At 37.9% G+C, this 23,444-nt stretch carries 20 protein-coding genes; 5 read left to right on the plus strand and 15 right to left on the minus strand.

Translation table 11 applies throughout. The annotated features are described in order from the left end of the window. Positions 1 to 34: 34 nt before the first annotated feature. From cydC to IGI87_RS08840, 7 genes are all read right to left on the minus strand, one after another. Positions 35 to 1,801, minus strand: coding sequence for a thiol reductant ABC exporter subunit CydC (cydC, locus tag IGI87_RS08810; protein ID WP_438736707.1), 1,767 nt, complete (start codon positions 1,799 to 1,801; stop codon positions 35 to 37). Beyond that, the gene (gene cydD / locus IGI87_RS08815) at positions 1,798 to 3,531 is read right to left on the minus strand and encodes a thiol reductant ABC exporter subunit CydD (protein WP_421503448.1); all 1,734 of its coding nucleotides are present in this window, start codon (positions 3,529 to 3,531) and stop codon (positions 1,798 to 1,800) included. Before cydD ends, cydC begins: the two co-directional genes overlap by 4 nt. Positions 3,532 to 3,535: 4 nt before the next feature. After that, positions 3,536 to 4,549 carry a cytochrome d ubiquinol oxidase subunit II gene (gene cydB, locus IGI87_RS08820; RefSeq protein ID WP_104855155.1) on the minus strand — a complete coding sequence of 338 codons (1,014 nt, stop codon included), beginning with the start codon at positions 4,547 to 4,549 and terminating at the stop codon, positions 3,536 to 3,538. Continuing rightward, entirely contained in the window at positions 4,546 to 5,964 is a 1,419-nt protein-coding gene (locus tag IGI87_RS08825; RefSeq protein ID WP_002356974.1) for a cytochrome ubiquinol oxidase subunit I, read from the minus strand. Before IGI87_RS08825 ends, cydB begins: the two co-directional genes overlap by 4 nt. Positions 5,965 to 6,624: 660 nt before the next feature. Further along, positions 6,625 to 8,706 carry a DNA topoisomerase III gene (locus IGI87_RS08830; RefSeq protein WP_438736709.1) on the minus strand — a complete coding sequence of 694 codons (2,082 nt, stop codon included), beginning with the start codon at positions 8,704 to 8,706 and terminating at the stop codon, positions 6,625 to 6,627. Positions 8,707 to 8,836: 130 nt separating this feature from the next. Continuing rightward, a complete protein-coding gene (locus IGI87_RS08835) occupies positions 8,837 to 9,202 on the minus strand; it encodes a DUF1033 family protein (RefSeq protein WP_438736711.1) in 366 nt (121 codons plus the stop codon). A 97-nt stretch (positions 9,203 to 9,299) separates the two neighbouring features. Then, entirely contained in the window at positions 9,300 to 9,869 is a 570-nt protein-coding gene (locus IGI87_RS08840; RefSeq protein WP_002356965.1) for a TetR/AcrR family transcriptional regulator, read from the minus strand. A gap of 132 nt (positions 9,870 to 10,001) precedes the next feature. On the opposite strand from IGI87_RS08840, the gene IGI87_RS08845 reads away from it, so the two are divergent. Then, the gene (locus IGI87_RS08845; RefSeq protein WP_104855150.1) at positions 10,002 to 10,517 is read left to right on the plus strand and encodes a YbhB/YbcL family Raf kinase inhibitor-like protein; all 516 of its coding nucleotides are present in this window, start codon (positions 10,002 to 10,004) and stop codon (positions 10,515 to 10,517) included. A gap of 16 nt (positions 10,518 to 10,533) precedes the next feature. Continuing rightward, entirely contained in the window at positions 10,534 to 11,772 is a 1,239-nt protein-coding gene (locus IGI87_RS08850; RefSeq protein WP_438736713.1) for a multidrug efflux MFS transporter, read from the plus strand. A 179-nt stretch (positions 11,773 to 11,951) separates the two neighbouring features. Here the strand turns inward: IGI87_RS08850 and mnmA are convergent, their stop codons facing one another. The 4 genes from mnmA to IGI87_RS08870 form a co-directional block, all read right to left on the minus strand. Beyond that, on the minus strand, positions 11,952 to 13,076 hold the full coding sequence (gene mnmA, locus IGI87_RS08855; RefSeq protein WP_104855148.1) for a tRNA 2-thiouridine(34) synthase MnmA: 1,125 nt from the start codon (positions 13,074 to 13,076) through the stop codon (positions 11,952 to 11,954). A 225-nt stretch (positions 13,077 to 13,301) separates the two neighbouring features. Continuing rightward, complete coding sequence (locus IGI87_RS08860; RefSeq protein ID WP_002356959.1) at positions 13,302 to 13,646, minus strand: DUF1831 domain-containing protein; 345 nt, start codon at positions 13,644 to 13,646, stop codon at positions 13,302 to 13,304. Between the two features lie 67 nt (positions 13,647 to 13,713). Further along, on the minus strand, positions 13,714 to 14,859 hold the full coding sequence (locus IGI87_RS08865; RefSeq protein ID WP_104855147.1) for a cysteine desulfurase family protein: 1,146 nt from the start codon (positions 14,857 to 14,859) through the stop codon (positions 13,714 to 13,716). Positions 14,860 to 15,015: 156 nt separating this feature from the next. Further along, the gene (locus tag IGI87_RS08870) at positions 15,016 to 15,990 is read right to left on the minus strand and encodes a ribose-phosphate diphosphokinase (RefSeq protein ID WP_438736715.1); all 975 of its coding nucleotides are present in this window, start codon (positions 15,988 to 15,990) and stop codon (positions 15,016 to 15,018) included. 212 nt (positions 15,991 to 16,202) lie between these two features. Between IGI87_RS08870 and IGI87_RS08875 the strand changes: the two genes are divergently transcribed. Genes IGI87_RS08875 through IGI87_RS08885 form a run of 3 tightly spaced genes read left to right on the plus strand, consistent with a single transcriptional unit; the run spans position 16,203 to position 18,731 of the window. Next, on the plus strand, positions 16,203 to 16,952 hold the full coding sequence (locus tag IGI87_RS08875; protein ID WP_104855146.1) for a metal ABC transporter ATP-binding protein: 750 nt from the start codon (positions 16,203 to 16,205) through the stop codon (positions 16,950 to 16,952). After that, on the plus strand, positions 16,949 to 17,818 hold the full coding sequence (locus IGI87_RS08880) for a metal ABC transporter permease (protein WP_104855145.1): 870 nt from the start codon (positions 16,949 to 16,951) through the stop codon (positions 17,816 to 17,818). The genes IGI87_RS08875 and IGI87_RS08880 overlap by 4 nt, the downstream gene beginning before the upstream one ends. Next, positions 17,805 to 18,731, plus strand: coding sequence for a metal ABC transporter substrate-binding protein (locus tag IGI87_RS08885; protein WP_113794324.1), 927 nt, complete (start codon positions 17,805 to 17,807; stop codon positions 18,729 to 18,731). Before IGI87_RS08880 ends, IGI87_RS08885 begins: the two co-directional genes overlap by 14 nt. A 54-nt stretch (positions 18,732 to 18,785) precedes the next feature. Here IGI87_RS08885 and IGI87_RS08890 read toward each other — a convergent pair whose 3' ends face one another. The 4 genes from IGI87_RS08890 to IGI87_RS08905 all read right to left on the minus strand — a co-directional run bounded on the left by IGI87_RS08890 (position 18,786) and on the right by IGI87_RS08905 (position 23,435). Beyond that, the gene (locus IGI87_RS08890; protein WP_438736717.1) at positions 18,786 to 20,324 is read right to left on the minus strand and encodes an ABC-F family ATP-binding cassette domain-containing protein; all 1,539 of its coding nucleotides are present in this window, start codon (positions 20,322 to 20,324) and stop codon (positions 18,786 to 18,788) included. 369 nt (positions 20,325 to 20,693) lie between these two features. Continuing rightward, positions 20,694 to 21,887 (minus strand): amidohydrolase, encoded by a 1,194-nt coding sequence (locus IGI87_RS08895; protein WP_438736719.1) that lies wholly within the window; start codon positions 21,885 to 21,887, stop codon positions 20,694 to 20,696. A gap of 14 nt (positions 21,888 to 21,901) precedes the next feature. After that, a complete protein-coding gene (locus tag IGI87_RS08900) occupies positions 21,902 to 22,735 on the minus strand; it encodes a MetQ/NlpA family ABC transporter substrate-binding protein (protein ID WP_002366917.1) in 834 nt (277 codons plus the stop codon). 19 nt (positions 22,736 to 22,754) lie between these two features. Beyond that, positions 22,755 to 23,435 (minus strand): methionine ABC transporter permease, encoded by a 681-nt coding sequence (locus IGI87_RS08905; RefSeq protein ID WP_002359998.1) that lies wholly within the window; start codon positions 23,433 to 23,435, stop codon positions 22,755 to 22,757. Positions 23,436 to 23,444: the final 9 nt, after the last annotated feature.

A 23,444-nucleotide genomic window follows, 5' to 3' on the forward strand; every position in this document is an offset into this window, starting at 1 on the left:
ATTGTTTGCTTTAATCAACAACCAGTCGTTTTTTTTATTCCTCTAAAGAACTAATGCCACGATCAATTCGGTAAAGTTTTTGATAATGTGCATTGGTTGCAAGTAATTCCTCTGGCGTACCACTCATTTCTAATTGGCCGTCTTCGATAAAGATCACTTGATCCATCAAAGTTACGCCTTGCAAATGGTGGGTAATCCAGATGACAGTTTTATCTTTTAATGCCTCAAAAAAGGTTTCCAACAATTGCTGTTCTGTAATTGGGTCTAACCCAGTAGTTGGTTCATCTAATAACACAATCGGTGTGTCTTGTAAAAGAATCCGCGCTAGTGCCAAACGATGTCGTTCGCCACCAGAAAAACGCAAACCTGCTTCATCCACCATTGTTTGTAAACCTTCTGGTAATTGGGCAACCATTTCTTTTAAGCCAACTTTTTCTAAAACCGCCCAAACTTCTGCTTCGCTCGCTTCTTCTCTACCAATCCGAATATTATTTAAAATGGTTGTTCGAAAGAGGTACGGCGCTTGGTGCATAACACCAATATATTCAGTCATCGTCTCACCAAATGCCTCAGTTGGGATATTTCCTAAAAGGATTTCTCCCGAAGTAGGCCGTAAATCACCACGAATGAGCGAAGCCAACGTACTCTTTCCTGAACCACTGCGCCCTAAAATCGCTAATTTTTGTTTTTCAGGAATTGTTAACGATAAGTCATTTAATACCTTTTTCTCTTGATTTTCATATGCAAAAGACAAATGTTCTATCGATAAACTGGTGCCGTTTGGCTGAACAGACACTTCTGTTGAGTCATCGTCTCCTTCAGGAAGCTCATTAAAACGACGAATGGAATCCTTATAAATTGTTGTTTCCTGTGCTGCAGCAGGTAGCGGAGCAAAGGCATCAATTAACGGAAAAACGGTTAAAACAAAAGCACCAATCCAATTGGCGGCGCCCCCATGATTGCCTGGAAACCGCACGCTAGTCCAAGCCAAGACAGCAATCGCAATCACACCAAACAGAAGTTGTAAAACAAAGTCTCGGCCACGGTTAAATTGCTTCATTTTTTCATCTAATGCACGAACGTTTGCTTCATCTGTTTCATAACGAGCTACGAATTCAGAGCCTCGTTGACTAAACACCCAATCAGACACACCTAGAATATTGTCGGTTAGTGTTTGATATAACTCATTTTTGGCATATTTATGTTTTTCTTGACGCGCACCATTCACGAGAACTGAAACAAGTGGCAATAGAAAAACAACCACTCCTAACATCAGTAACATACATAAAGCAAACCACCAAGAAAAGAAACCTAATGCAATCACTAAAAAGATATACAAAATCCAAGCAATAACGGTTGGGAAAATCGTTCGTAAATATAAGTTTTGGATATGATTAATATCTTCCGAAAGCAAACCTAAGATATCCCCCGTGCGATATTTTGTCTTAAAGAAAATCGCATCTTTTTCTAGCACATTATAAAGTTTCAAGCGCAGATCAGAGGTCATTTTTAACACCCAGTTATGACTCGTTAGACGCTCCACATAACGAAAAACAGGACGGCCAATCCCAAATGCTCTTGTTAAAACAATGGGAATATAAATTAATAAAATATTCTCTGGTAAGGAAGCCGCACGACTGATTAAGTAACCAGACGTAAACATTAATGCCCCTGCGCTAAAGAACGTCAAGAAGCCTAAAAGTAAGGCAAAATACAAAGTTTTTTTATAGCGTTTTAAGAAAGGACGAACCCATTGATCGTTTTTCCAAACGTCTTTCGTTGTCGGCTGTTTTTCCATCATTGGCGTCCTCCTCTCATTTGCTTCATTAATTGAACATAGTAGCCATCTTTTTCAATCAACTCTGCTAGCGTTCCTTGTTCCACTAATTGACCTTTTTCCATCACTAAAATGTAATCCATTTCTTCCATCCAATGCAGACGATGTGTCGCAAAGAAGACAAGATGATTGTTCATTAATGGCAACATGCGCTCTTTCATTTCAACTTCTGTTTCAATATCCAAATGCGCTGTCGGCTCATCAAACAGTAAGACGTGGCGCTTTTGATCAACAAAGGCGCGGGCCAACGCTACTCGTTGCGCTTGTCCCCCACTTAACATTCGACCACTTTCCCCAATCAAGGTATGAATTCCTTCAGGAAGATCTCTAACCAGCTCGTCTAAGCCAACTAACTGAATTGCTTGCTGAATCGCCTCATCTGTTGCTTCAGGTGTATAAAAGCGAATATTGTTTGCCAAAGTATCCTGGAAAATATATGGCGCTTGCGGAATATAAAGGATTTGCTTTTGCCAGTCTTTTTGTAAAAAATGTGGAATCGTTTGGCCATTTATCGCCAATTGACTCGTTTCTTCTGTTGGTAATAAAAAGCCACTTAATAAATTAATTAACGTTGACTTACCAGAACCACTCGCTCCGATAATTCCAATCTTTTTACGGCCATCAACAGAGAATTGCAACGATTGAATTGCTTCTTGCGTTGCATCTTCATAGGAAAAATTTAACGCTTTGACTGACAACTGACTTTCTTGATGCCAATCATCTAACGTTAGCACATCGGTCTGTTTTGCTTCTGGCAATGCTAATACCGCTTGGATTGCTTGAAAAGAGTTTTTTCCATCTAAGGTCGCGTGATAATCACTTGAAAAATCACGAATCGGTAAAAAGAACTCAGGTGCTAAAATTAAAGTAACCAAGGCAGGAAATAATAAAATCGTGCCGTTTAATAAACTTAATCCAAGGAAAACTGCCACAACAGCTACCGATAATGTCGTAAAAAAGTCTAACGCAAAAGTTGATAAAATAGCAATTTTCAACGTACTCATGGTCGCTTTTCTGAATCGTTCACTTGTATGGTAAATACTCCCAGCATATTTTTTACTCAACCCAAACAGTTTCAGCGTGTCAATTCCTCGCAAGGAATCAATAAAATGATTGGAAAGCATTTGAAACGCCGCATATTGCTTGTCCGCTTTACTTTGCGCTGCATAACCCAACACAATCATAAAAATAATAATAATCGGAAAAACAATCAGCAATGTTACGCCTGAACGAATATCTTGTGTAAAAACAAAGGCCAAAATAATCCAAGGAATAATCATCATATTCATCATTTTTGTCAAAATCAACTGTAAATAATTTTCGGTTTGACTGATGCCTTCTAAAGCCATGGTAACCATATTTCCAGTCCCATTTTTTTGAACAACATTTGGCCCTAAACGGAAAATTTTGGTTAACAATTGTTCGCGTAATTCTTTTGAGCGTTCATAACTAAATGTATCGAGCATTCTCTCACGAAAATACGTAATAACATGTCGACCAAGATAAAAAATAAAAAAGAGTAAAATACTCTGTAGTTGTTGGTTGAGATGCCCACCACTCCAAAGGCCGACAATGGCTTTTGAAAGAAAAAAAGCTTGCCCAATTATAAAGACTGCTTGCAGGAAAGAAAAACCTGCAAGCAAGACAAGAATTTTTTTGATTTTAGGCATCTGTAAGATGTCTTTATCAATCATAGATTTAATACCCCTCTGGTACGGCTGTATGTGAAATACGTTTTCTGAAAATATAATAGGACCAAGCAGTATAAGCTAACACGAATGGTAAAATGCTTAAAGAAATCCACGTCATAATTTTTAGTGTATATGGTGTGCTTGTTGCATCTTTAATCAACAAATCAAATCCTTCACTACCAATCATAACACGTGGGAACAAGCCACTGAACAAGAGAGCAACTAATACAACTAACGTTAAACCACTCGCTAGAAAAGCTAACATCTCTTTGCGTTTAAACACCCCAACATTGGCAATGACTGTTAAGACCACAATTGCTAACGTTAAAATTAAAGTGACCGTAAAGTTCTTTTCATAAAAGTCCGTTTTGAAGTACATCAACACTGCAAAAACAACTAAACCGACATATAAAACGCCATATAAAATTTCTGCATAATTTCGAGCACGTTCGCGAATTGGGCCTTCTGTTTTTAAAGCAATATAGTTCATGCCGTGTAAGTAGCAAAGTAATGTTAAGGCTACTCCACCAACAATTGAAAACAGATTAAAATAATCCGTAAATTGCGCATGCATATTGCCGTTTGCATCTAAAGGCATTCCTTGGACTAAGCTAATAAACAAAATCCCAAAGAAGAACGGTACAAGGAAACTCCCAATTGATAGCGTCCAGTTCCACATCCGACGACGTTTGCCTTCTGGCATGTTGTGGCGGAATTCAAAGGAAACTCCACGAATAATTAACCCAAATAAAATCGTAAATAGAATTAAATAGTAGCCACTAAATAATGAAGCATACCAATATGGGAAAGAGGCAAACATTGCGCCGCCCGCTGTTAACAGCCAAACTTCGTTTCCGTCCCAGACAGGTCCAATTGTTGCAACGACTTGATCTTTTTCATCATCATTGTGTGCCAACGTTTGAACGGCCATTCCAACACCAAAGTCAAATCCTTCTAAGAAGAAGAAACCTGAGAATAAGACGCCGATAAGGACAAACCATAATAATTGTAGTGTACTCATTCGCCAAATACCCCCTTATCAAATGGATCCAACGCTGGTTCATTTTCTTTCGCTAATTTTTTTGCTTCATAGTCTGGTCCTTTACGTAATTCTAAAATGACCAAGTAAACCATGACACTACCTAAACCAGCAAATAATAAGAAATAAATGACATTTGACGTAATTAATGAAGCAACCGATACATTTGGTGAAACACTTTGTTCAATCGTAAATAATCCATAAACAGTCCACGGATAACGACCTAATTCAGTGACTAACCAACCTGTTGTATTCGCAAGGAATGGCGCGAACGTACATAGAGCAACAATCCACAGCATCCATTTCTTCTCGTACAGCGAGGGTTTTTTCTTCCTTGTAAAGAATAGTCCTAAGGCAGCAACCAATAACATTAAGGCACCAAAACCAGCCATGATACGGAAGCTCCAGAATAAAGTGTTAACTGGTGGATAATAATTTTTATCATCCCCATATTTTTCTACCAAGCGTTTGTTGACTGTATCCATCCCATCAACCGAACCTGATAATTTGTTATACGATAAAATACTTAGCATATACGGAATATCGATACCAAAAACTTGTTTATGTTCTCGTTCATCTGCCCAAGCAATCAATGTCCAAGCAGCAGGATCATCAGAGTCTTCATAGGCCCCCTCCATCGCCGCAAATTTCATTGGTTGTCCTTCAATTAGAGCTTTCATTTGCAAGTCGCCAGCTAATAAAACGCCGATTGAACCGAACAAAGTAACCCATAAGCCAATGCGCATAGATGCTTTGTGGAATGAAATATCCCGTTTTTTCAACAATTGGAAAGCAGCCATACCAGCTACTGCCATGCCGCCCAATGTAAAGGCGCCCATGATAACGTGTGAAAATTCATACCAAACTTTTGGATTGCTGATGACAGCTACAAAGTCCACCATTTCAGCACGGCCATTATTGATGACATAGCCTACTGGATGTTGCATGAAACTATTCGCAACTAAAATCCAGAAAGCAGACATCATTGAACCGAATACAACTAACCAGATAAACGTTACGTGAACTTTTGGATTCATTTTATCCCAAGTAAAGATCCACAAACCTAAGAATGTTGACTCTAAGAAGAAGGCTAAGAGCGCTTCTACCGCCAACGGTGCCCCAAAAATATCTCCGACGAATCGAGAATAATCAGACCAGTTCATCCCAAACTGAAATTCTTGAATAATCCCGGTTACAACCCCAACAGCGAAGCTTAATAGGAATATATTTCCCCAAAACTTGGCCATTTTACGATAACGTTCCTCTTTTTTCACAACGTACATTGTTTCCATAATTGCTACAACAAGTGCTAATCCTATTGAAAACGGTACGAAGAAAAAGTGGAAAACTGTTGTCATCGCAAATTGGATTCTCGCCAATGTTACAATATCAAACATATTATTTCCTCCCTGATTTGCCTCCACACAAAGAAACAAGCTTACCTGAATTGTTCATTTCCATTAGCGATGACTCCTTTTATCTACGAAACTAAAAGAAAATTCAAGTGAACTTTTCCAAAAAGTGTGAAAATGCATGTAATATAGAATAATTCCAATCTAAGTATACAACTTTCTGAGGCAGAAACCAAACAATACAGAAGTATTTCTCACAATTTTTTTAGGTGCTACCAAGATTTCTTCCCTTTCTTCCATCAATAAAAAAAGCCCTTCCCCAAAAAAGGAAGAACTAATCTCAATCTATCAACATTTTGACTTATCACTTGATTAGTTCCCAAAAATTGAAGCAACTATTCTTTGATGATAAAAATTCTAATCTTGTGATGAAAATTACGGATTGCTGGAGGTGATAGTTTGTTTTTAAACAACATGACTCTAAAACCTCGGAGAATTATTTTTTCTCCATGATTCCGTACTCGCATCACTTATCCATAGCTAGATTTCAGTTTAGAAGGTCTGATTTTTTTCTTCACGTTTATTATACCAAACTCATTAATATCTGTAGGGAAAGTCCACTCTTTCAAGAGCGGACTTCTTTATTAAAACGTAACAACAATCAAATCCACTATACACTATAGCTAACTGTAATTCGTCAAGTTGCTATTCTTGGTTCATAGCGGCTTTTAAGGCCTGTGCTAACGCACTTTCTTCTGGTTCTTCTGGTTGTGAATATTTTTTCATCAAACGACGTTCTTCATGTTTTGTCATTTTTTGTTTTCGTTCTTTTTTATCGGGAATTTTTTCAGTAATCGAACAGAATTTACATTTGAAAGAACGACCATTTTTTCCTTCTATAATGACCATTTTTTTATGACATTGTGGACAACGATGATTGGAGACTTTCGGGTCTTTACGACGGCGATAGCTACATTCTTGATTGGTACAAACGTAAATCTTCCCATCTTTCGTATTTTTCTCCCGTAAGTTTGAGCCACAATCTGGACATTTTTTTTGCGTAATGGAAAAATCTTGATATTTTTTCTCGCTTTGTTTAATTTCACGGACTAATTTTTTCGTATCCTCTTCAATATCCTTTAAGAAAAGTTGACTCTTTTGTTGACCCGAAGCGATTGCTTCGAGCGACTTTTCCCATTTTTCCGTTAGTTCAGGTGTCACAAGTGATGGATTCACCAAGTCTAATAGTTGCTTCCCTTTGGCAGAGACACTTAAACCGCTATTGGTTCGTTCCATCAATTCTGATTTAATCAGTTTTTCAATGATTTCCGCCCGCGTTGCCGGTGTGCCTAAACTGTGTTTCTCCATTTTTCCTAACAACGTTCCTTCGGTTAATGGTTTTGGCGGCGACGTTAATTCTTTGTTAATGGTAAAGTTTGGCACAACGGTCATGCCTTTTTGCCATTGGACAGTGGATAGCGGCTGTTCGGCTGTTGTTTTCCAGCCAGCAACAACTATTTTATTTTGATGAAAGACAAATGTTTCTTTCCCAAAAGCGACGGTAACTTTTGTTTGTTTGGTTTGGTTTGGCTCAGCAAACAAACCTAAGAATCGTTGAACAATCATTTGATAAATTTTTTGTTCATCATTGCTTAGCTTTTCATAACGAGGACGTTGTTCAGTTGGAATCAATCCATGGTGATCCGTGACTTTTGCATTTTGGAAAACTTTTTGTTGTTTAACAACGGCCCCATTTTTAAGGTAGCCTTTCACTTCTGGTGAAAAATCAGCAATGGCTTGAAGTCGTTCTTTCATCGTTCCTTTCATATCCGTTGTTAGATATTTGCTGTCAGTTCGAGGATAGGAAACAATTTTATGGGTTTCGTATAAACTTTGTACGAGAGACAACGTTTTCTTTGCAGAAAATTGGAACCGCTGGTTGGCTTCACGCTGGATTTCGGTTAGATCATACGGCAACGGCGCATTTTCTGTTTTGACTTTTTCTTGGATATCGGTAACTAAGCCCTTTTGTTTCGATAGTTCTTTGACTAATTGTTCTGCTTCCTGCCGTTCTTTTAAAGCGTATGGATTTTTTTGGGTCATCTTTGCTTTTTCTGATTCAACAGTTAACGAGATAGTAAAATAAGTTTGAGGCTTAAATTGTTCAATCGTTTTTTCTTGTTGGCGTACCATTGCTAAAGTTGGTGTTTGAACACGACCTGCGGATAAGTTATCTTGATATTTCACTGTCAAGGCCCGTGTGACGTTTAGCCCCACTAACCAGTCAGCTTTTGCGCGCGCCAAGGCAGAGTCATACAAATTATCGTAGTCTTTCGCTGGGCGAATTTTCTTAAACCCGTCTTTAATGGCTTTGTCTGTTTGAGATGAGATCCATAAACGTTTGACTGGTTTGTTAAAACGGACATATTCTAAAATCCAGCGGGCCACTAATTCACCTTCACGACCAGCATCGGTGGCAATAACAGCTTCAGAAACATCTTTACGATTGGCTAATTGTTTAATCGCTTTTAATTGATGTCCTGTTTTCGGTAACGGTTTAATCCCTAAATTCTTAGGAATCATTGGCAAGGTTTCCATTTGCCATGTTTGCCATTCTTTGTTTAAATCTTCTGGCATTTTTAGTCCTAAGAGATGCCCTAAAGCCCAGGTGACAATCACGTTGGGTCCTTCATAATAATTCTTATTTTTTTGATTTGCTCCTAAAACGCGGCTTAAATCTTTTGCTACGCTAGGTTTTTCAGCAATAATTAATTGTTTTGCAACCACTAGTTTCGCTCCTTTTTAAGTGCTATCTTTTCGTATTATACCAAATATTGGTTCGATTTTCTCTAAATTCCGAGAATAGAAAAAGAGTTTAAAGAAAATTCCCTGAGGTTTTTCTTTAAACTCATACGTTTCAAATAACTTTCCGTTTGCAGAATTTTGTTTTGCCAAAATGATTGGAGATTGTGGTAAACTCAGCTTTATTTTCAAAAGTAACCGCATGATGATTTTCTAGTAATGCTAAACCGAAATATTGTTGTAAATCTTCATCGCATTCTTCACACCAGCGTTCTTCCCCATCATTCCAGAAAGCCGTTAAATAATTAGGCTTTGTGTTGACGTATGTATAATCCTGAGAAAGTTTTTGCCAAACTTCCACAAAATATGTCTCTGCATCGGTCAAGTTATCGAAGGTTTTTTCTTGAACAATGTCCTCTTGCCAGTCATCAAAAAACCACCAAGGTTCATTGTCGCCATACATTGTAATTACTTGATACATTGAACCGCTCCTTTTTTTACTACTGTAGGTATCATAGTCACTTTCTGAAAAAGTTGCAAGGATTTGGTTTCGGACTGAGAAATTTTTGAAATTTATTTTATCCTGCCACTTCTAAAGAAGCAATAAAATCTTCAATCATGCGACGATAACTTTCTTCTGGCGTGGCTTCTTCGCGCTGAAAATAACCTAAAAAACGTAAGGTAATATAACCATGGATTAAGCTACGTAATTCTCGACTTTTATGCAGTCGTTCTTCATTATTAAATGGATAAAAAGCTAAAAGTTGTAAAATAATTTGATTGGTTTCATGAATGCCTTCAATTAATTGTTGGTTTTGCGTTTTCGGCACACTGATAAGTAATTCATAGACCGCAGAATTTTCAAAAGCAAATTGTTGGTACGTTTCAGCATATATCCGAATTGCTTCTGCGCCACTCTTACCCACAAGGGCTCTTCGCAAGGCATCATTTAATTCTTGGATTAACAAGTCCACTAGAGCATTTTTTACTTCAGCAATATTTTTAAAGTGATTATAGAGTGAAGGATACTTGATGCCTAAATCAACGGCTAAATTTTGAAAGGTTAATTGTTGAACGCCCAATTCTTCCGCTAGGTTGCGAGCACTTTCAAGGATTTTGGCTTTCGTTAAATTCCGTTTTTTTGCCATCTTTCTGACGCCTCCAATTCTTAAATTTTGGACAAGTATTAGTTTATCATATCTATTGACTCTTTTTAAACTATAAATTATAGTTTATAATAATAATTTGTAAACATCATTTTTGAAAGAAGGCTATTTGGCATGCATATTACCAACCATTCTCATTTGGCCGACCGTTATGGCAAACGAACCAGTGCAGAATTTTTATTACACGAACGTCCTATTTTATCTTTTCCTATTTCTTTAGCCGCTATTCCTAAAGAAGCCCGTTATTTATCCTGGGAATTAATTGATTATGACACAATTCCTTTAATCGGTTTCCCTTTTATTCATTGGTTAGCTGCCAATGTTCCTGTAACCAATGAAATTCCTGAAGACTATAGTCGAACAGCACTCAAGCCTACCATTCAAGGAAAAAATAGTCTTGCTTCTCCTTTGGGGAAACAGATGCTTCCTGTGCTTGCCACTGAAACGTTACCCGAGTTAACCGAACGTTATCTGGGGTTAAGTCCTCGCTCTGGTGTGCACACCTATACGTTATATGTGTACGCTACAAAAAATCCACTAAATTTAAAAGAAGGCTTTTTTGCGAATGAGTTGCATCAAGCATTGAATGATCAACTACTCGCTAAAGCCAAATTTGAATTTCTTTACTAGAAAGTGAGGAAATAGAATGTATGAATTAATTAAAAGTAAAATTTTCCGGCCAAGACAACCTTGGGAAAAAAATCTGCTCGTTTTATGGTTTGGCACATTTATGGCCGGTATCGGCTTTAGCTTAGTGATGCCATTTATGCCTCTTTATATCAACACATTAGGTACTTTTACCCACCAACAATTGAATTTTTGGAGCGGAATCACATTCTCCTCCACTTTTTTAGTCACGACCATTGTTTCTCCTTGGTGGGGCCGTTTAGCCGACCGAAAAGGACGTAAGTTAATGTTATTACGTGCTTCATTAGGAATGGCTATCGTCATTAGTTTAATGGGCGCAGTCACAAGTGTTTATCAATTGATAGGCTTGCGCTTATTACAAGGTGTTTTTTCTGGTTATATCAGTAATGCAACTGCGTTAGTTGCTACAGGCACACCTAAGGAAAAAAGCGGTCAAGTGCTTGGTACTTTAGCCACTGGTTCTGTTACCGGCACATTGCTAGGTCCTCTTTTGGGCGGTGTCACTGCGTCTATTTTCGGTTATCGGCCAACCTTTTTCATTACTGGTACGATTTTATTACTCGTTTTTGTTTTGAGTCTCGTCTTTGTCCATGAAGAGTTTGTGCCAATTGAAAAAAATCAAGCCGCATCTGGGAAACAAATTTTAAAAAAACTAGAACATCCCCACGTGATTCTTGGAATGTTTATTACGACATTAATCATTCAAGCTTCCAATAATTCAATTAGTCCCATCATCAGTTTATATATTCAACAATTGTTGGGTGGTCACGGAAATGTCACCTTAATTAGCGGAGTCATTGCTTCTATTCCAGGGATTGCAACGTTAATAGCTGCCCCTCGTTTCGGCCGGTTAGGCGATCGTATTGGCAGCGAACGCATCTTGACAATTGGCTTAATTTTAGCCATTTTCGTTTACCTGCCAATGGCCTTTGTTCAAAATGTCTGGCAGCTTGCTATACTTCGTTTCTTAGTTGGGATTTCCGATGCCTGTTTACTACCTGCTGTTCAAACATTGATCACTCGTTATTCTCCAAGTGATGCTGCAGGCCGTATTTTCAGTTACAACCAATCTTTCCAAGCGACCGGAAATGTGATTGGTCCTATGATTGGTTCAAGCGTATCTGCCGCTTTCGGTTATCGTGGTGTCTTTATTTCCACTTCTTGTCTGGTTCTCATTAACCTTCTATGGGTTCGTCGAAGCACCGCCGAATTAAAAAAAGAGAAAAAAAACATCTAAGTTATACACAGAAAAGTTATCCACAATTTTAATTTTTAATTTTTCTCTTTTTCTTATTTTTTAAAAAATAGGCATATTAAATAAAAAAGAAAAGCTGATATTTACTGGTTTTATGACCATCATATCAGCTTTTCTTTTAGTTAACTCCACTCTTTTTGTTTCACAACTCGTGAAACTTTTTAGACGTATTGTAGTTCTTTTTCATCTTGGTAGGCGCGATCAATTAAGCCGCCCCCTAAGCATTCCATTCCATCATAAAAAACAACAGCTTGACCTGGAGTGACTGCGCGGGCTGGTTCCTTAAACGTAACGGTTGCTTTTGTGCCATCTTCAGATAAGGAAACATGCACTGGCATATCTGCTTGACGATAACGGAATTTAGCCGTACAGTCAAACTCTTTTGGCATTGGTGTATCAACAGTAAAATGAACCTCACTGGCTTCTAAATGTGTTGCATATAGTTTTTCATGGTGAAATCCTTGTCCCACATATAATGTATTGGTGGTTAAATCTTTCCCAATCACAAACCATGGTTCTTGTGTTTTACCGCCACCACCAATTCCTAAGCCTTGGCGTTGACCGATAGTATAATACATCAGACCATCATGTTGTCCTTTGATTTCACCATCTTCTGTCACCATGTTGCCTTTTTTAGCTGGTAAATAATTACTCAAAAATTCTTTAAAATTCTTTTCACCAATAAAACAAACGCCCGTTGAGTCTTTTTTCTTGGCTGTGGCTAATCCAGCACGTTCAGCAATTGCACGAACTTCTGATTTTTCCATACCACCCAATGGGAACATTGTTTTTGCCAATTGGGCTTGTGATAATTGGCTTAAAAAATAGGTTTGGTCTTTATTATTATCAATTCCACGTAACATATGCACTACGCCATTTTCATCCGTTTCTACTTGCGCATAGTGGCCAGTTGCAACATAGTCAGCGCCTAGTTGCATAGCATAATCTAGGAATGCTTTAAATTTAATTTCTTTATTACACATGACATCTGGATTTGGTGTCCGTCCTAACCGATATTCTGCTAAAAAATATTCAAACACACGGTCCCAATATTCTTTTTCAAAATTAACCGAATAATACGGAATCCCAATTTGATCCGCTACTTTTGCGACATCTTTATAATCCTCAGTTGCGGTACAGACACCATTTTCGTCTGTATCGTCCCAATTTTTCATAAAGATCCCAATTACATCATAGCCTTGCTCTTTTAAAAGCAACGCTGTGACAGATGAATCGACACCGCCACTCATGCCTACCACGACACGCGTTTTGCTGTTATCTGCCATTTTATCACCATCATTTCAATTAGATTCTGAAATCATCCACGATTTGAAGGTCGTAACTTTTCAGTGCTTTTCATTATACTATTTTTTTGAAATAAGTAAAGCAAGCCGGGCGTATAATGAGAAAATACTTGGAACAAAGACACAGCGAGCAAGCCGTTGCTTTCAAGTAAACAGAAAACCTGAAGGAACAAGCTGCTTTTACTTGTTTCTTCAGGTTTCTCTGAATTATTCTACTTTCTCTAGTACACCACGACTAATTAAGCCATCCATTAAGAAAAAGTATTTTTCTTTACTCATTTCATGTTGTTCATTCTTGAAAATATTCATTGGTTTTAAACCATTTGCCGTTGTAATGGACATTTTTAATTCTTTCAGATCAGCAGTGATCGTAATTTTTAATTTGAAGCCTTCATTTCTCTGAGGCGTTGGATCTAAGGAACGAATCAATTGAAAGTTCCCTGATTTTGTTTCAGTAAAGCCGTTATCTTTTAATGTATAGCGTTTTGCACTAGGATGTACTTTGTAAAAAACTGTTGAGCCTTCAACAGCAGCCGTTGTTGTAAATGCCATGGGTTCCACCTCGTTATTTTCATTGTTACCTTCATTATAGCGAAAACCTTTAGCTGCCGCAATCAGTTTATTTTTTCAATTGTTGAATCACTGCAACTAGTACTTCAGAAAAAGTCGCAATTTCTTCTGGTGTGTTCCCGTAGCCAAAGCTAATCCGAATCGATTCTTTAATAGCAGAGGAATTTTCTCCATACATCGCTGTCAACACGTGCGAAGGATCCACAGTTCCCGCTGTACAAGCCGAGCCGGTTGAAATCGCAATGCCTCTTAAGTCCAAATGCATTAAGAGCAAATCACTGGGAATTCCTTTTAAATGAAGATTTAAGACATGCGCTAAACGATTGGTTGGTTCACCATTAATTGAAAAATCAATATTGGCTTCCTCTAACGCTTTTAAAATAATCGTTTGAAAACTTTGATAAGCTGTTTTTCTTGCGTGCTTTTCTGCAGAAGTTAGTAATGAAACGGCAGTACCCATGCCAATAATTCCAGCTAAGTTTTCCGTGCCCGCACGTCGTTTTTCTTCTTGTTCCCCACCATGTAAAAGAGGAGGTAATTGGATTGCATCGCTTTTAAATAAAAAACCTACGCCTTTTGGGCCATTGATTTTATGAGCAGAAATGCTTAATAAGTCGATCCCCAATTCATGAGGTAAAATCACTTCACTTCCATAAGCTTGGACGGCATCTGTATGAAAAATCGCCGAATGATTTTTCAGAATTGCACCAACTTCAGCAATCGGTAATCGATTTCCGATTTCATTATTGCCATACATCATTGAAACCAAGATCGTTTCTTCGCGTAAAGACTTTTTGAATTGATCCATTGAAATCTGACCATTTTCATTCACAGGCAAGTAAGTCACTTCAAAGCCTAACGTCTCTAAGTATTCCATCGTTCGTAACACAGCCGGATGTTCAATTGCCGTAGTAATAATATGTTTTCCTTCCTTTTGACGAGAAAAAGCAACTGCCAAGATAGCTGTGTTATCCCCTTCTGTGCCACCACTATTAAAAATAATTTCGTGGGGTTTGGCTTGTAAGCTCTCGGCAATCGTTTGACGCACTTCTTCCAGAAGACCGTGTGCCTTTCGTCCAAACTGATGAATACTTGATGGATTGCCAAAAGTCGTTTGCATATTTTCAGTCATCGCTTGAATGACCGTTGGATGAAGCGGCGTTGTTGCCGCATGATCTAAATAAATGGGTTCCAAATGACTCGTCCCTTTCCTTATGTTCTGGCGTTATTCTAGCATAAAAAGCTTAAAACACAAAATCAGAATACTTTCTCTTCTATTTATAAAAGAGATAAGAAAAATAGGCCCAACACTATTAAAGTTGTTAGACCTATTTCTAGTTTAAGGAATCACTTATTCTCCTTTTGGTTCTAAACGGAATAATGGACTCATTGGTTTATTTTCATGGATACGAAGTAACGCTTCCCCCATTAACTCAGCGCAAGAAATAATATTCAAGGTTGCTGGTTGGCGGTCTGCTGTCGTATAAACAGAGTCAGTAATACTAATTTCCTTAATTGGCGCATTTTCTAAGGTTGCTTTTGCGCCTTCTGATAACAAACCATGCGAGGCGCAAGCATAAACTTCTTGCGCACCATTTTTCATTAAAACTTCCGCCGCTGTGGCTAACGTTTGACCAGTATTCAAAATGTCATCAACAAGAATACATTTTTTCCCAGCGACATTCCCAATAACGTAACCTTCTTGACGCACCCCATCAATCTCTTCATGGTCGACAATTGCTAAGGTCGCATCTAAGTACTCCGATAAACTACGTGCGCGTTGAACGCCACTGTTTTTAGGCGAAACAATCACAATTTCTTCCCCTACTAATGCTTGTTGACGATAATAATGAGCAAACAAAGGCATTGTAAATAAATTATCTACTGGGATATCAAAAAATCCTTGGACTTGAACAGTATGCAAGTCTAATGTCAACAAACGTGTTGCGCCTGCCTCTACTAACATATTAGCAACTAATTTCGCAGTAATGGGCTCTCTTGGTTTCGCTGTGCGGTCTTGGCGAGCATAACCATAGTAAGGCAAAATAACATTAATTGTTTTTGCGCTAGCACGTTTTAATGCATCAATTAAAATAAGCAATTCCATCAAATGATCATTTACAGGGGCATTCGTTGCTTGGATGATGTAGACATGATCGCCACGAATACTTTCTTCAATATTAATTTGAATTTCGCCATCACTAAATTGGCGCACGGTACTTTTTCCTAATTCTGTTCCTACAGATGCTGCGATTTTTTCAGCAAGTGGTCGATTTGCATTTAAACTGAAGATGCGTAAGGTTTCATCTTGATAGTTTTCGGTCATGATATCCTCCGTCAATATAAAATAATAGTCGTTTTCATTCATATTCTACCATTTTTTGTCATAAAAATCATGGGATCCTCCTTAATTTATTGAAAGAAACGGTTTTCTTTGTGAAAAAAGCGCTTATTTTTAGGCGCACCTAAAAATAATTTGCATTTTCTCAAATTATCCCTTATACTATTTTTAAGGCAAACCTAAAAAGGAGGAATTTCATGAGAAAAAGCTTTAACTTAGCTGTTCAAGCGTTAACCGTTCAATATCAAGGACGGACCGCTTTAAATAATATCCACGTTACTATTCCCTCCGGTAAAATTACTGGAATTATCGGACCAAATGGTGCTGGAAAGTCAACATTTATTAAAGGGTTATTAGGCTTGATTAAAACAAAGGAACGTGATGTTTTGTTAAATAATCAAGCGATTGACCAACAAAAAACAACCATTGCCTATGTAGAACAACGTAGTGCCTTGGATCTTAGTTTCCCCATTAGCGTTTTTGAAACGGTCTTGCTAGGAACCTATCCAAACTTGGGACTATTAAAACGCCCAGGAAAGAAAGAAAAGCAAGCAGCCCTGGCTGCATTAAAAATGGTGCAATTAGAAGACTATGCGCAACGCCAGATTGGCGAACTTTCTGGTGGTCAATTGCAACGTGTGTTTATTGCCCGTGTTTTGGCCCAAGGTGCTGAGGTGATTTTTTTAGATGAACCTTTCGTCGGCATTGATATGTCTAGTGAAAAAGTGATTATGGATATTCTTAAATCATTAAAAAATCAAGGTAAAATGATTATCATTGTTCACCATGATTTGCACAAAGTTTCCCACTATTTTGATGAATTAATCGTTTTGAAAAACCGGCTAATTGCTGCGGGCCCTGTGGAACAAACGTTTACTGCAGAAACGCTCCAAGAAGCATACGGTGATTTGTTAGGTGATTTATTAATACAGGGGGTTGCAAAATGATTGCTGCATTTATTGATGGTTTATTCCGTTATCAATTTTTACAAAATGCCCTTTTGACGTCTGTAATTGTCGGACTCATTTCAGGGGTAATTGGTTCATTCATTATTTTACGAGGGATGTCTTTAATGGGTGATGCGATTTCCCATGCTGTTTTACCAGGCGTCGCTGTTTCTTATATGTTTGGTTTCAATTATATTTTTGGCGCTTCAATTTTTGGCTTATTAGCTGCATTATCGATTGGCTTTATTACCCAAAAAAGTCCACTAAAAAATGATACTGCCATTGGTGTTGTCTTTAGTTCTTTTTTTGCTTTAGGGATTATTTTTATCTCTTTTGCAAAAAGTTCCACCGATTTATATCATATTTTGTTTGGGAATGTATTAGCGGTCGCAGACACCGATATTTTAATTACCTGTGTCGTCGGCGTGATTGTCTTGATTTTTGTGGCATTGTTTTATAAAGAATTGCAAATCACTTCTTTTGATCCCACAATGGCCCAAGCCTATGGTTTAAATATTCAATTTTTCCACTATGCATTGATGTTTTTACTAACATTAGTCGCTGTTTCTTCTTTGCAAACCGTCGGCACTATTCTAGTCATTGCCATGCTGATTACGCCTGCGGCAACGGCTTATCTATTAACAAACCACTTACCAACAATGATTGGCTTAGCCTCTACTTTTGGGATTTTAAGTTCAGTGATTGGCCTGTTCTTTAGTTATTCTTATAACTTAGCTTCTGGTGCGACGATTGTTTTAACCGCCGCCTTATTCTTTTTATTGGCTTTCTTTTTCTCACCAAAGAAAGGCCTAGTATTTGTAAACCGTGAGAAAGAAATGGAGGAATCAACGAATGAAAAAATTTAGTTTATTTTTTTTAACCCTTTTAGCAGGGTTAGCGTTAGCTGCTTGTGGGAATCAAGCCGCTGAGAAGAAAGAAAAATTGGCAATTGTGACAACGAACTCGATCCTATCCGATTTAGTAAAAAATGTTGGCCAAGACAAAATTGAGTTGCATAGTATCGTGCCAATTGGGACAGACCCTCACGAATATGAACCGTTACCAGAAGACATTGCTAAAGCTTCTGAAGCGGACATTTTATTCTTTAACGGCTTGAACTTAGAAACAGGCGGAAATGGCTGGTTTAATAAATTAATGAAAACGGCCAAAAAAGTTGAGAATAAAGATTACTTTTCCGCAAGCAAAAACGTTACACCACAATATTTAACAAGTGCTGGTCAAGAACAAACAGAAGATCCGCATGCTTGGTTAGACATTGAAAATGGTATTAAATATGTAGAAAACATTCGTGACGTTTTAGTAGAAAAAGATCCAAAAAATAAAGATTTCTATATAGAAAACGCGAAAAATTATACAGAAAAGCTTAGCAAATTACACGAGGAAGCCAAAGCTAAATTCGCTGATATTCCTGATGATAAAAAATTATTAGTTACAAGTGAAGGTGCCTTTAAATATTTCTCCAAAGCATATGATTTAAATGCCGCTTATATTTGGGAAATCAACACGGAAAGTCAAGGAACACCTGAACAAATGACCACGATTATTGATACCATTAAGAAATCAAAAGTTCCTGTACTATTTGTTGAAACCAGTGTCGATAAACGTAGCATGGAACGGGTCTCAAAAGAAGTGAATCGACCAATTTACGATACACTTTTCACAGACTCTCTTGCTAAAGAAGGAACAGAAGGCGACACGTACTACAGCATGATGAACTGGAATTTAACAAAAATCCATGATGGCTTAATGAGTAAATAAATAATAAAGAAGAAAGAACCTAGTTGACTCCCCCTCAACTGGGTTCTTTCTTCTTTATTTAACTAACTCCTCAATATCAATTACTCGATCCACAATTTCTTCATAAAAATCTGCTTCATGGGAAACCAGAAAAACCGTTCCTGGGTAAATGTGAATTGCTTCTTGTAAACTTTTTTTGGCCGCTTCATCAATATGGTTGGTTGGCTCATCTAAAAATAATAAATTACTAGCTTGCATCATTAGTTCCGCTAGTTTTACTTTTGTTTGTTCACCACCACTTAACAAAGCTAGCGATTGCATTGCTAACTTATCTGGTAAACCTGCTCTAGCCAAATGACTTCTTCGCTCTTTAATCGTTGTATCTGGAAAACGATCTGACAAATAGTCAAGCGGCGTTAACTGATCATTAGGCCACGCCAATTCTTGGGTAAAATAAGCAATTTTTGTATTCAGCGGATAATGAAATTCTCCATCTAATGAAGGAATAACTTTCGTTAACGTTTTAATTAATGTTGATTTGCCAATCCCATTGAAGCCTTTCAATGCGACTTTTTCACCGACATGAACCATTAAATCTAACGGTTCTAACAAAGGTTCCCGATAGCCAACAACTAACTTGTGGGTCGTTAGCGCTTGTGTTGCAACTAACCCTTGATAAGGAAATTCAATCGCCGGCTTAGTCAAGGAACCTGGCGGAGTCAATCGTTCTAATCGATCTAATTGTTTTTGACGACTTTTAGCCATCGTTGCTCGATTTCCAGCTTTGTATTTACGAATATAGGCTTCCATTTTTTCAATTTTTTCTTGTTGGACCTGATACTGTTTCAAATAGGTTTGTTTATTCTGCTCTTTTTGTGCAAAAGATTTTTCTACATTTCCAGTATATTTGGTTAATTTGCCAAACTCAATGTCTGCGATGCAATTTGTCACTTCATTCAAAAATTGATAATCATGGGAGACTAATAGAAAACTCCCTTCAAAATTATTCAGATAGCGAACAAGCCATTGAATATGTGTATCATCTAAATAGTTGGTGGGTTCATCTAAAAGTAACACATCAGGGGCCTCTAACAATAATTTTGCTAGAATCACTTTTGAACGTTGACCACCGCTTAGCTCCCCTAACTTTTTATCCAAACCAATTGCTTGTAGTCCTAATCCATTGGCTAAATCCTGAATAATCGTGTCGATTTGGTAAAAATTACTCTCATCTAAATCTGTTTGTAATTTGCCTGCTTGTTCTAAAAGTTTTTCCGAAGCCGTTTGACTGTATTCTTCATAAAGTTTTGTCAGTTTCGCTTCTTTATCAAAAAGTTCTTGAAAGGCTTGTTTCAAAAAATCAACCATCGTTAGTGATTGTTCTACAGAAACATGCTGATCCAAGTACCCAATCTTGCAATTTTTTTGCCACTGAATCGTTCCTTCGTCTGGCAATACTTCCCCCGTTAAAATTTTAATTAAGGTAGATTTGCCGACACCATTTTGGCCAGTTAAACCTAAATGATCCCCTTTATTTACTTGCAATGAAGCTTCTTCATACAAGACCTTTTCGCCAAACCGATGCGTTAAATGTTCAATAGTTAAAATACTCATTTTCGTCACTTCTTTCTTGTTAACTGATTATTTTGGGACAACAAAAAAAGAACCACGTCTGCACGTCGTCCATCCTGACAGAAATCCCGACAACCGCTTGTACGTACACTCAAATAAGACTAGCTTTTCTAGTCAAAAAATGGCCTATCAAGCGATGAAGAAATTAATTGCTCGGCTCCACAACAGTGCTTCATCTGTTCTTAAACTATCGGGAGCTACTTTTCTTGTTAATTTATCAGTTAAAACAAAAAACATGTGAATCACCTTTCTTATGCTTGTATTCTACCATAGAATGACAAGAAAGCAAGCCACGTTGGTTTATAACGAAAGGAGCCCACAAACCATCATTTTGTCGGCTCCCTATCCCTATTATTCTGATAAATAGTTTAATGCATAGCGTACGTGGTACTCTGCTGCTAAAAGTAAGGCACGTTCATCAATATCAAATTGTTCATGGTGGTGTCCAAAATGAGTAGCAGGATTTTCAGGGTTTCGTGAACCGACCCGTCCATAGATACCAGGAATTACCGCTAAGTAATCAGCAAAATCATCCGCCCCTAAACTTTTAGGATGATCGGTCACAACATTTTCAAAACCAACAATTTCACTGGCTACCTGCTGTGCACGGTTGGTTGCTTGTTCTTCATTAATTAATGGATTCGCTGCCGCATAAACAGAAAAATCAGCAATTTCTGTGCGATGAGACTGGGCAATTTCATGGGCAATTTCTTCGACTCGTTGTAAAACAAATTGGCGCGTTTCCTGACTAAATGTTCGAACAGTGCCTTCAATGGTTGCATGGTTTGCTACAATATTATAGCGTGTTCCTGCTTGTAAAACGCCAATTCCTACTACGACAGAATCTAAAGGATCAATCTCGCGAGCCACAATTTTTTGTAATTCCACAACGATACTGGCTGCTGCTAAAACAGCATCCCGTCCATTCTGTGGTTGGGCAACGTGACTACTTTGACCCCTGACTTCAATTTTAAAAATATCACAAGAGGCGTTGGTGGCGCCTTTGGTAGCGACTAATTTTCCGACCGGCACACTAGAATCTAAATGAATTCCAAACACTTGGTCGATTGCTTCTAAATAATTTCCTTCCACAAATTGTCGAGCGCCTGCACCAATTTCTTCAGCGGGCTGAAAGGCCAGTTTAATCGTTCCTGAAAAGGTATCCTGATGTTTTTTAAGCACTTTAGCTGCACCTAGCAATGCTGCCGCATGACCATCGTGTCCACAAGCATGATTGAGTCCTGGATTTTTAGAAGCATAGGCAGCACCTGTTGCATCTGGCAATTCCAACGCATCAATATCTGCACGTAACAAAATCGTTTTGCCAGCGCCAAGACCTCCTTCTATGGTTGCTAAAACACCCGTTGCCCCTACTTCTACAAACGGAATAGCTAAGGCTAGTAGTTCTTCTTTAATTCGCTTAATTGTTTCATATTCTTTTAAACTTGCTTCAGGGTATTGATGAAAATGACGTCTTAAATGGATTATCCATTCCTTTTCCGCAGCAATAGCTTCTTGGATTGTTTGAATCGTTGTTGTACTCATTATAACTGCCCCCTTTATTTTTTACCAAATGTTTCCCAGGCTGGAACATTGGCGCCTTTTGATGTTTCTGCAATGACCTTTTTTGTTTCTTCTTGTTGATATTCTTCTACAACTTTTTGATAAAGTTTATTCTCTTGATCTTCTTCTCGAGCCACGACAATGTTCACATAAGGTTTCGCTTTTTCGTTTACAGGTTCTAAGAAAATAGCATCTTTATCTGGTGTATACCCAGCATCGACAGCCATGCCGCTATTAATCACTGAAGCATCGACATCTTGTAAAGCGCGCGCTGTTTGCGTAGCATCTAATTCAGTTATTTTCAATTGGCGTTTATTTTCAGTAATATCACTGACAGTCGGTAGTTGCTGTTTCGCAGGATCAACTTTTATCAGTCCCGCAGTTTGTAATAAAATTAACGCCCGCCCACCATTCGTTGGGTCATTAGGAATAGCAATTTCTCCGCCGTCTTTAATTTTCGTGATATCTTTCAATTTATTAGCGTAAATTCCCAATGGTGCATTGACTGTATTGCCAATTGATACTAATTTCGTTCCATGTTCTTTATTGTAATTGTCTAAAAAGATTTGATGCTGAAAGGCATTTAAATCAATTTCTTTTTCTGCTAATGCTGCATTTGGTTGCGTATAGTCTGTAAATTCTACCAATTGTAGATCAATATTTTTCTTTTTCAAACGGTCTTTGACCGATTCCCATTCATCATTTTTTGTTCCTACAACCCCTAGTTTAACGGTTTCTGTCTTAGTATCCTTCGCAGACCCCGATGCACAACCTGCAATCGTAAAAGCTAATACCCCAATAAGTCCAATTAATTTACTAAATTTTTTCATTTGTCAGTTCTCCTTTTTTCTAATGTGATGTTTTTTTGATTAATTGATTACTAATGGCTTGACTGATAAATACCATAATTAAAATAATTAACGTGGCCATAAATGTCACATCGGTTTGAAACCGATTGTAGCCTCGAGTAATCGCTAAGTTGCCTAGACCACCGGCCCCAATCGCTCCTGCCATAGCTGTTAATCCAATTAAATTAATAATTGTCACTGCTGAAACACGAATAATACTTGGTAACCCTTCAATTAAATAGACCCGAAAAATAATCCCTAATGGACTCGTCCCCATGGCTTCTGCCGCTTCAATAACACCAGGATCTACTTCTAATAACGCATTTTCAATCTGGCGCGCGAAGAACGGAATTACGCCAATAACTAACGGGACTAACGCTGCGGTTGTACCAATTGTTGTTCCTGCCAAAATTCGTGTTAATGGTTGAATCAGTGCGAGCATAATAATAAAAGGAATGGAGCGGCAAACATTAATAATTTTTTCTAAGACGCTATACAGGGGTGGATTTTTCAAAACACCACTGGGCCCAGTACTAACAAGCACGACACCCAACAAGACTCCTAACACGCCAGCAATCAAGGCTGTCCAAAAAACCATGTATAATGTTTCCCATGTACTTTGAAGAAACTCTTGTTTTAATTGGACAACATTCGGAAAATATTTCTCAAATAATTGATACATTCTCAGTTC

Origin of the sequence: Enterococcus sp. DIV1444a, from assembly GCF_051712125.1 — a bacterium.
GTDB classification, from domain to species: domain Bacteria; phylum Bacillota; class Bacilli; order Lactobacillales; family Enterococcaceae; genus Enterococcus; species Enterococcus faecalis.

Excerpts from the sequence above, each read along its gene's own strand:
- cydC (WP_438736707.1), bottom strand. The coding sequence starts at position 1,801 with ATGATGGAAAAACAGCCGACAACGAAAGACGTTTGGAAAAACGATCAA.
- cydD (WP_421503448.1), bottom strand. The coding sequence starts at position 3,531 with ATGATTGATAAAGACATCTTACAGATGCCTAAAATCAAAAAAATTCTT.
- cydB (WP_104855155.1), bottom strand. The coding sequence starts at position 4,549 with ATGAGTACACTACAATTATTATGGTTTGTCCTTATCGGCGTCTTATTC.
- IGI87_RS08825 (WP_002356974.1), bottom strand. The coding sequence starts at position 5,964 with ATGTTTGATATTGTAACATTGGCGAGAATCCAATTTGCGATGACAACA.
- IGI87_RS08835 (WP_438736711.1), bottom strand. The coding sequence starts at position 9,202 with ATGTATCAAGTAATTACAATGTATGGCGACAATGAACCTTGGTGGTTT.
- IGI87_RS08840 (WP_002356965.1), bottom strand. The coding sequence starts at position 9,869 with ATGGCAAAAAAACGGAATTTAACGAAAGCCAAAATCCTTGAAAGTGCT.
- IGI87_RS08845 (WP_104855150.1), top strand. The coding sequence starts at position 10,002 with ATGCATATTACCAACCATTCTCATTTGGCCGACCGTTATGGCAAACGA.
- IGI87_RS08850 (WP_438736713.1), top strand. The coding sequence starts at position 10,534 with ATGTATGAATTAATTAAAAGTAAAATTTTCCGGCCAAGACAACCTTGG.
- mnmA (WP_104855148.1), bottom strand. The coding sequence starts at position 13,076 with ATGGCAGATAACAGCAAAACGCGTGTCGTGGTAGGCATGAGTGGCGGT.
- IGI87_RS08860 (WP_002356959.1), bottom strand. The coding sequence starts at position 13,646 with ATGGCATTTACAACAACGGCTGCTGTTGAAGGCTCAACAGTTTTTTAC.
- IGI87_RS08870 (WP_438736715.1), bottom strand. The coding sequence starts at position 15,990 with ATGACCGAAAACTATCAAGATGAAACCTTACGCATCTTCAGTTTAAAT.
- IGI87_RS08875 (WP_104855146.1), top strand. The coding sequence starts at position 16,203 with ATGAGAAAAAGCTTTAACTTAGCTGTTCAAGCGTTAACCGTTCAATAT.
- IGI87_RS08880 (WP_104855145.1), top strand. The coding sequence starts at position 16,949 with ATGATTGCTGCATTTATTGATGGTTTATTCCGTTATCAATTTTTACAA.
- IGI87_RS08885 (WP_113794324.1), top strand. The coding sequence starts at position 17,805 with ATGAAAAAATTTAGTTTATTTTTTTTAACCCTTTTAGCAGGGTTAGCG.
- IGI87_RS08890 (WP_438736717.1), bottom strand. The coding sequence starts at position 20,324 with ATGAGTATTTTAACTATTGAACATTTAACGCATCGGTTTGGCGAAAAG.
- IGI87_RS08895 (WP_438736719.1), bottom strand. The coding sequence starts at position 21,887 with ATGAGTACAACAACGATTCAAACAATCCAAGAAGCTATTGCTGCGGAA.
- IGI87_RS08900 (WP_002366917.1), bottom strand. The coding sequence starts at position 22,735 with ATGAAAAAATTTAGTAAATTAATTGGACTTATTGGGGTATTAGCTTTT.
- IGI87_RS08905 (WP_002359998.1), bottom strand. The coding sequence starts at position 23,435 with ATGTATCAATTATTTGAGAAATATTTTCCGAATGTTGTCCAATTAAAA.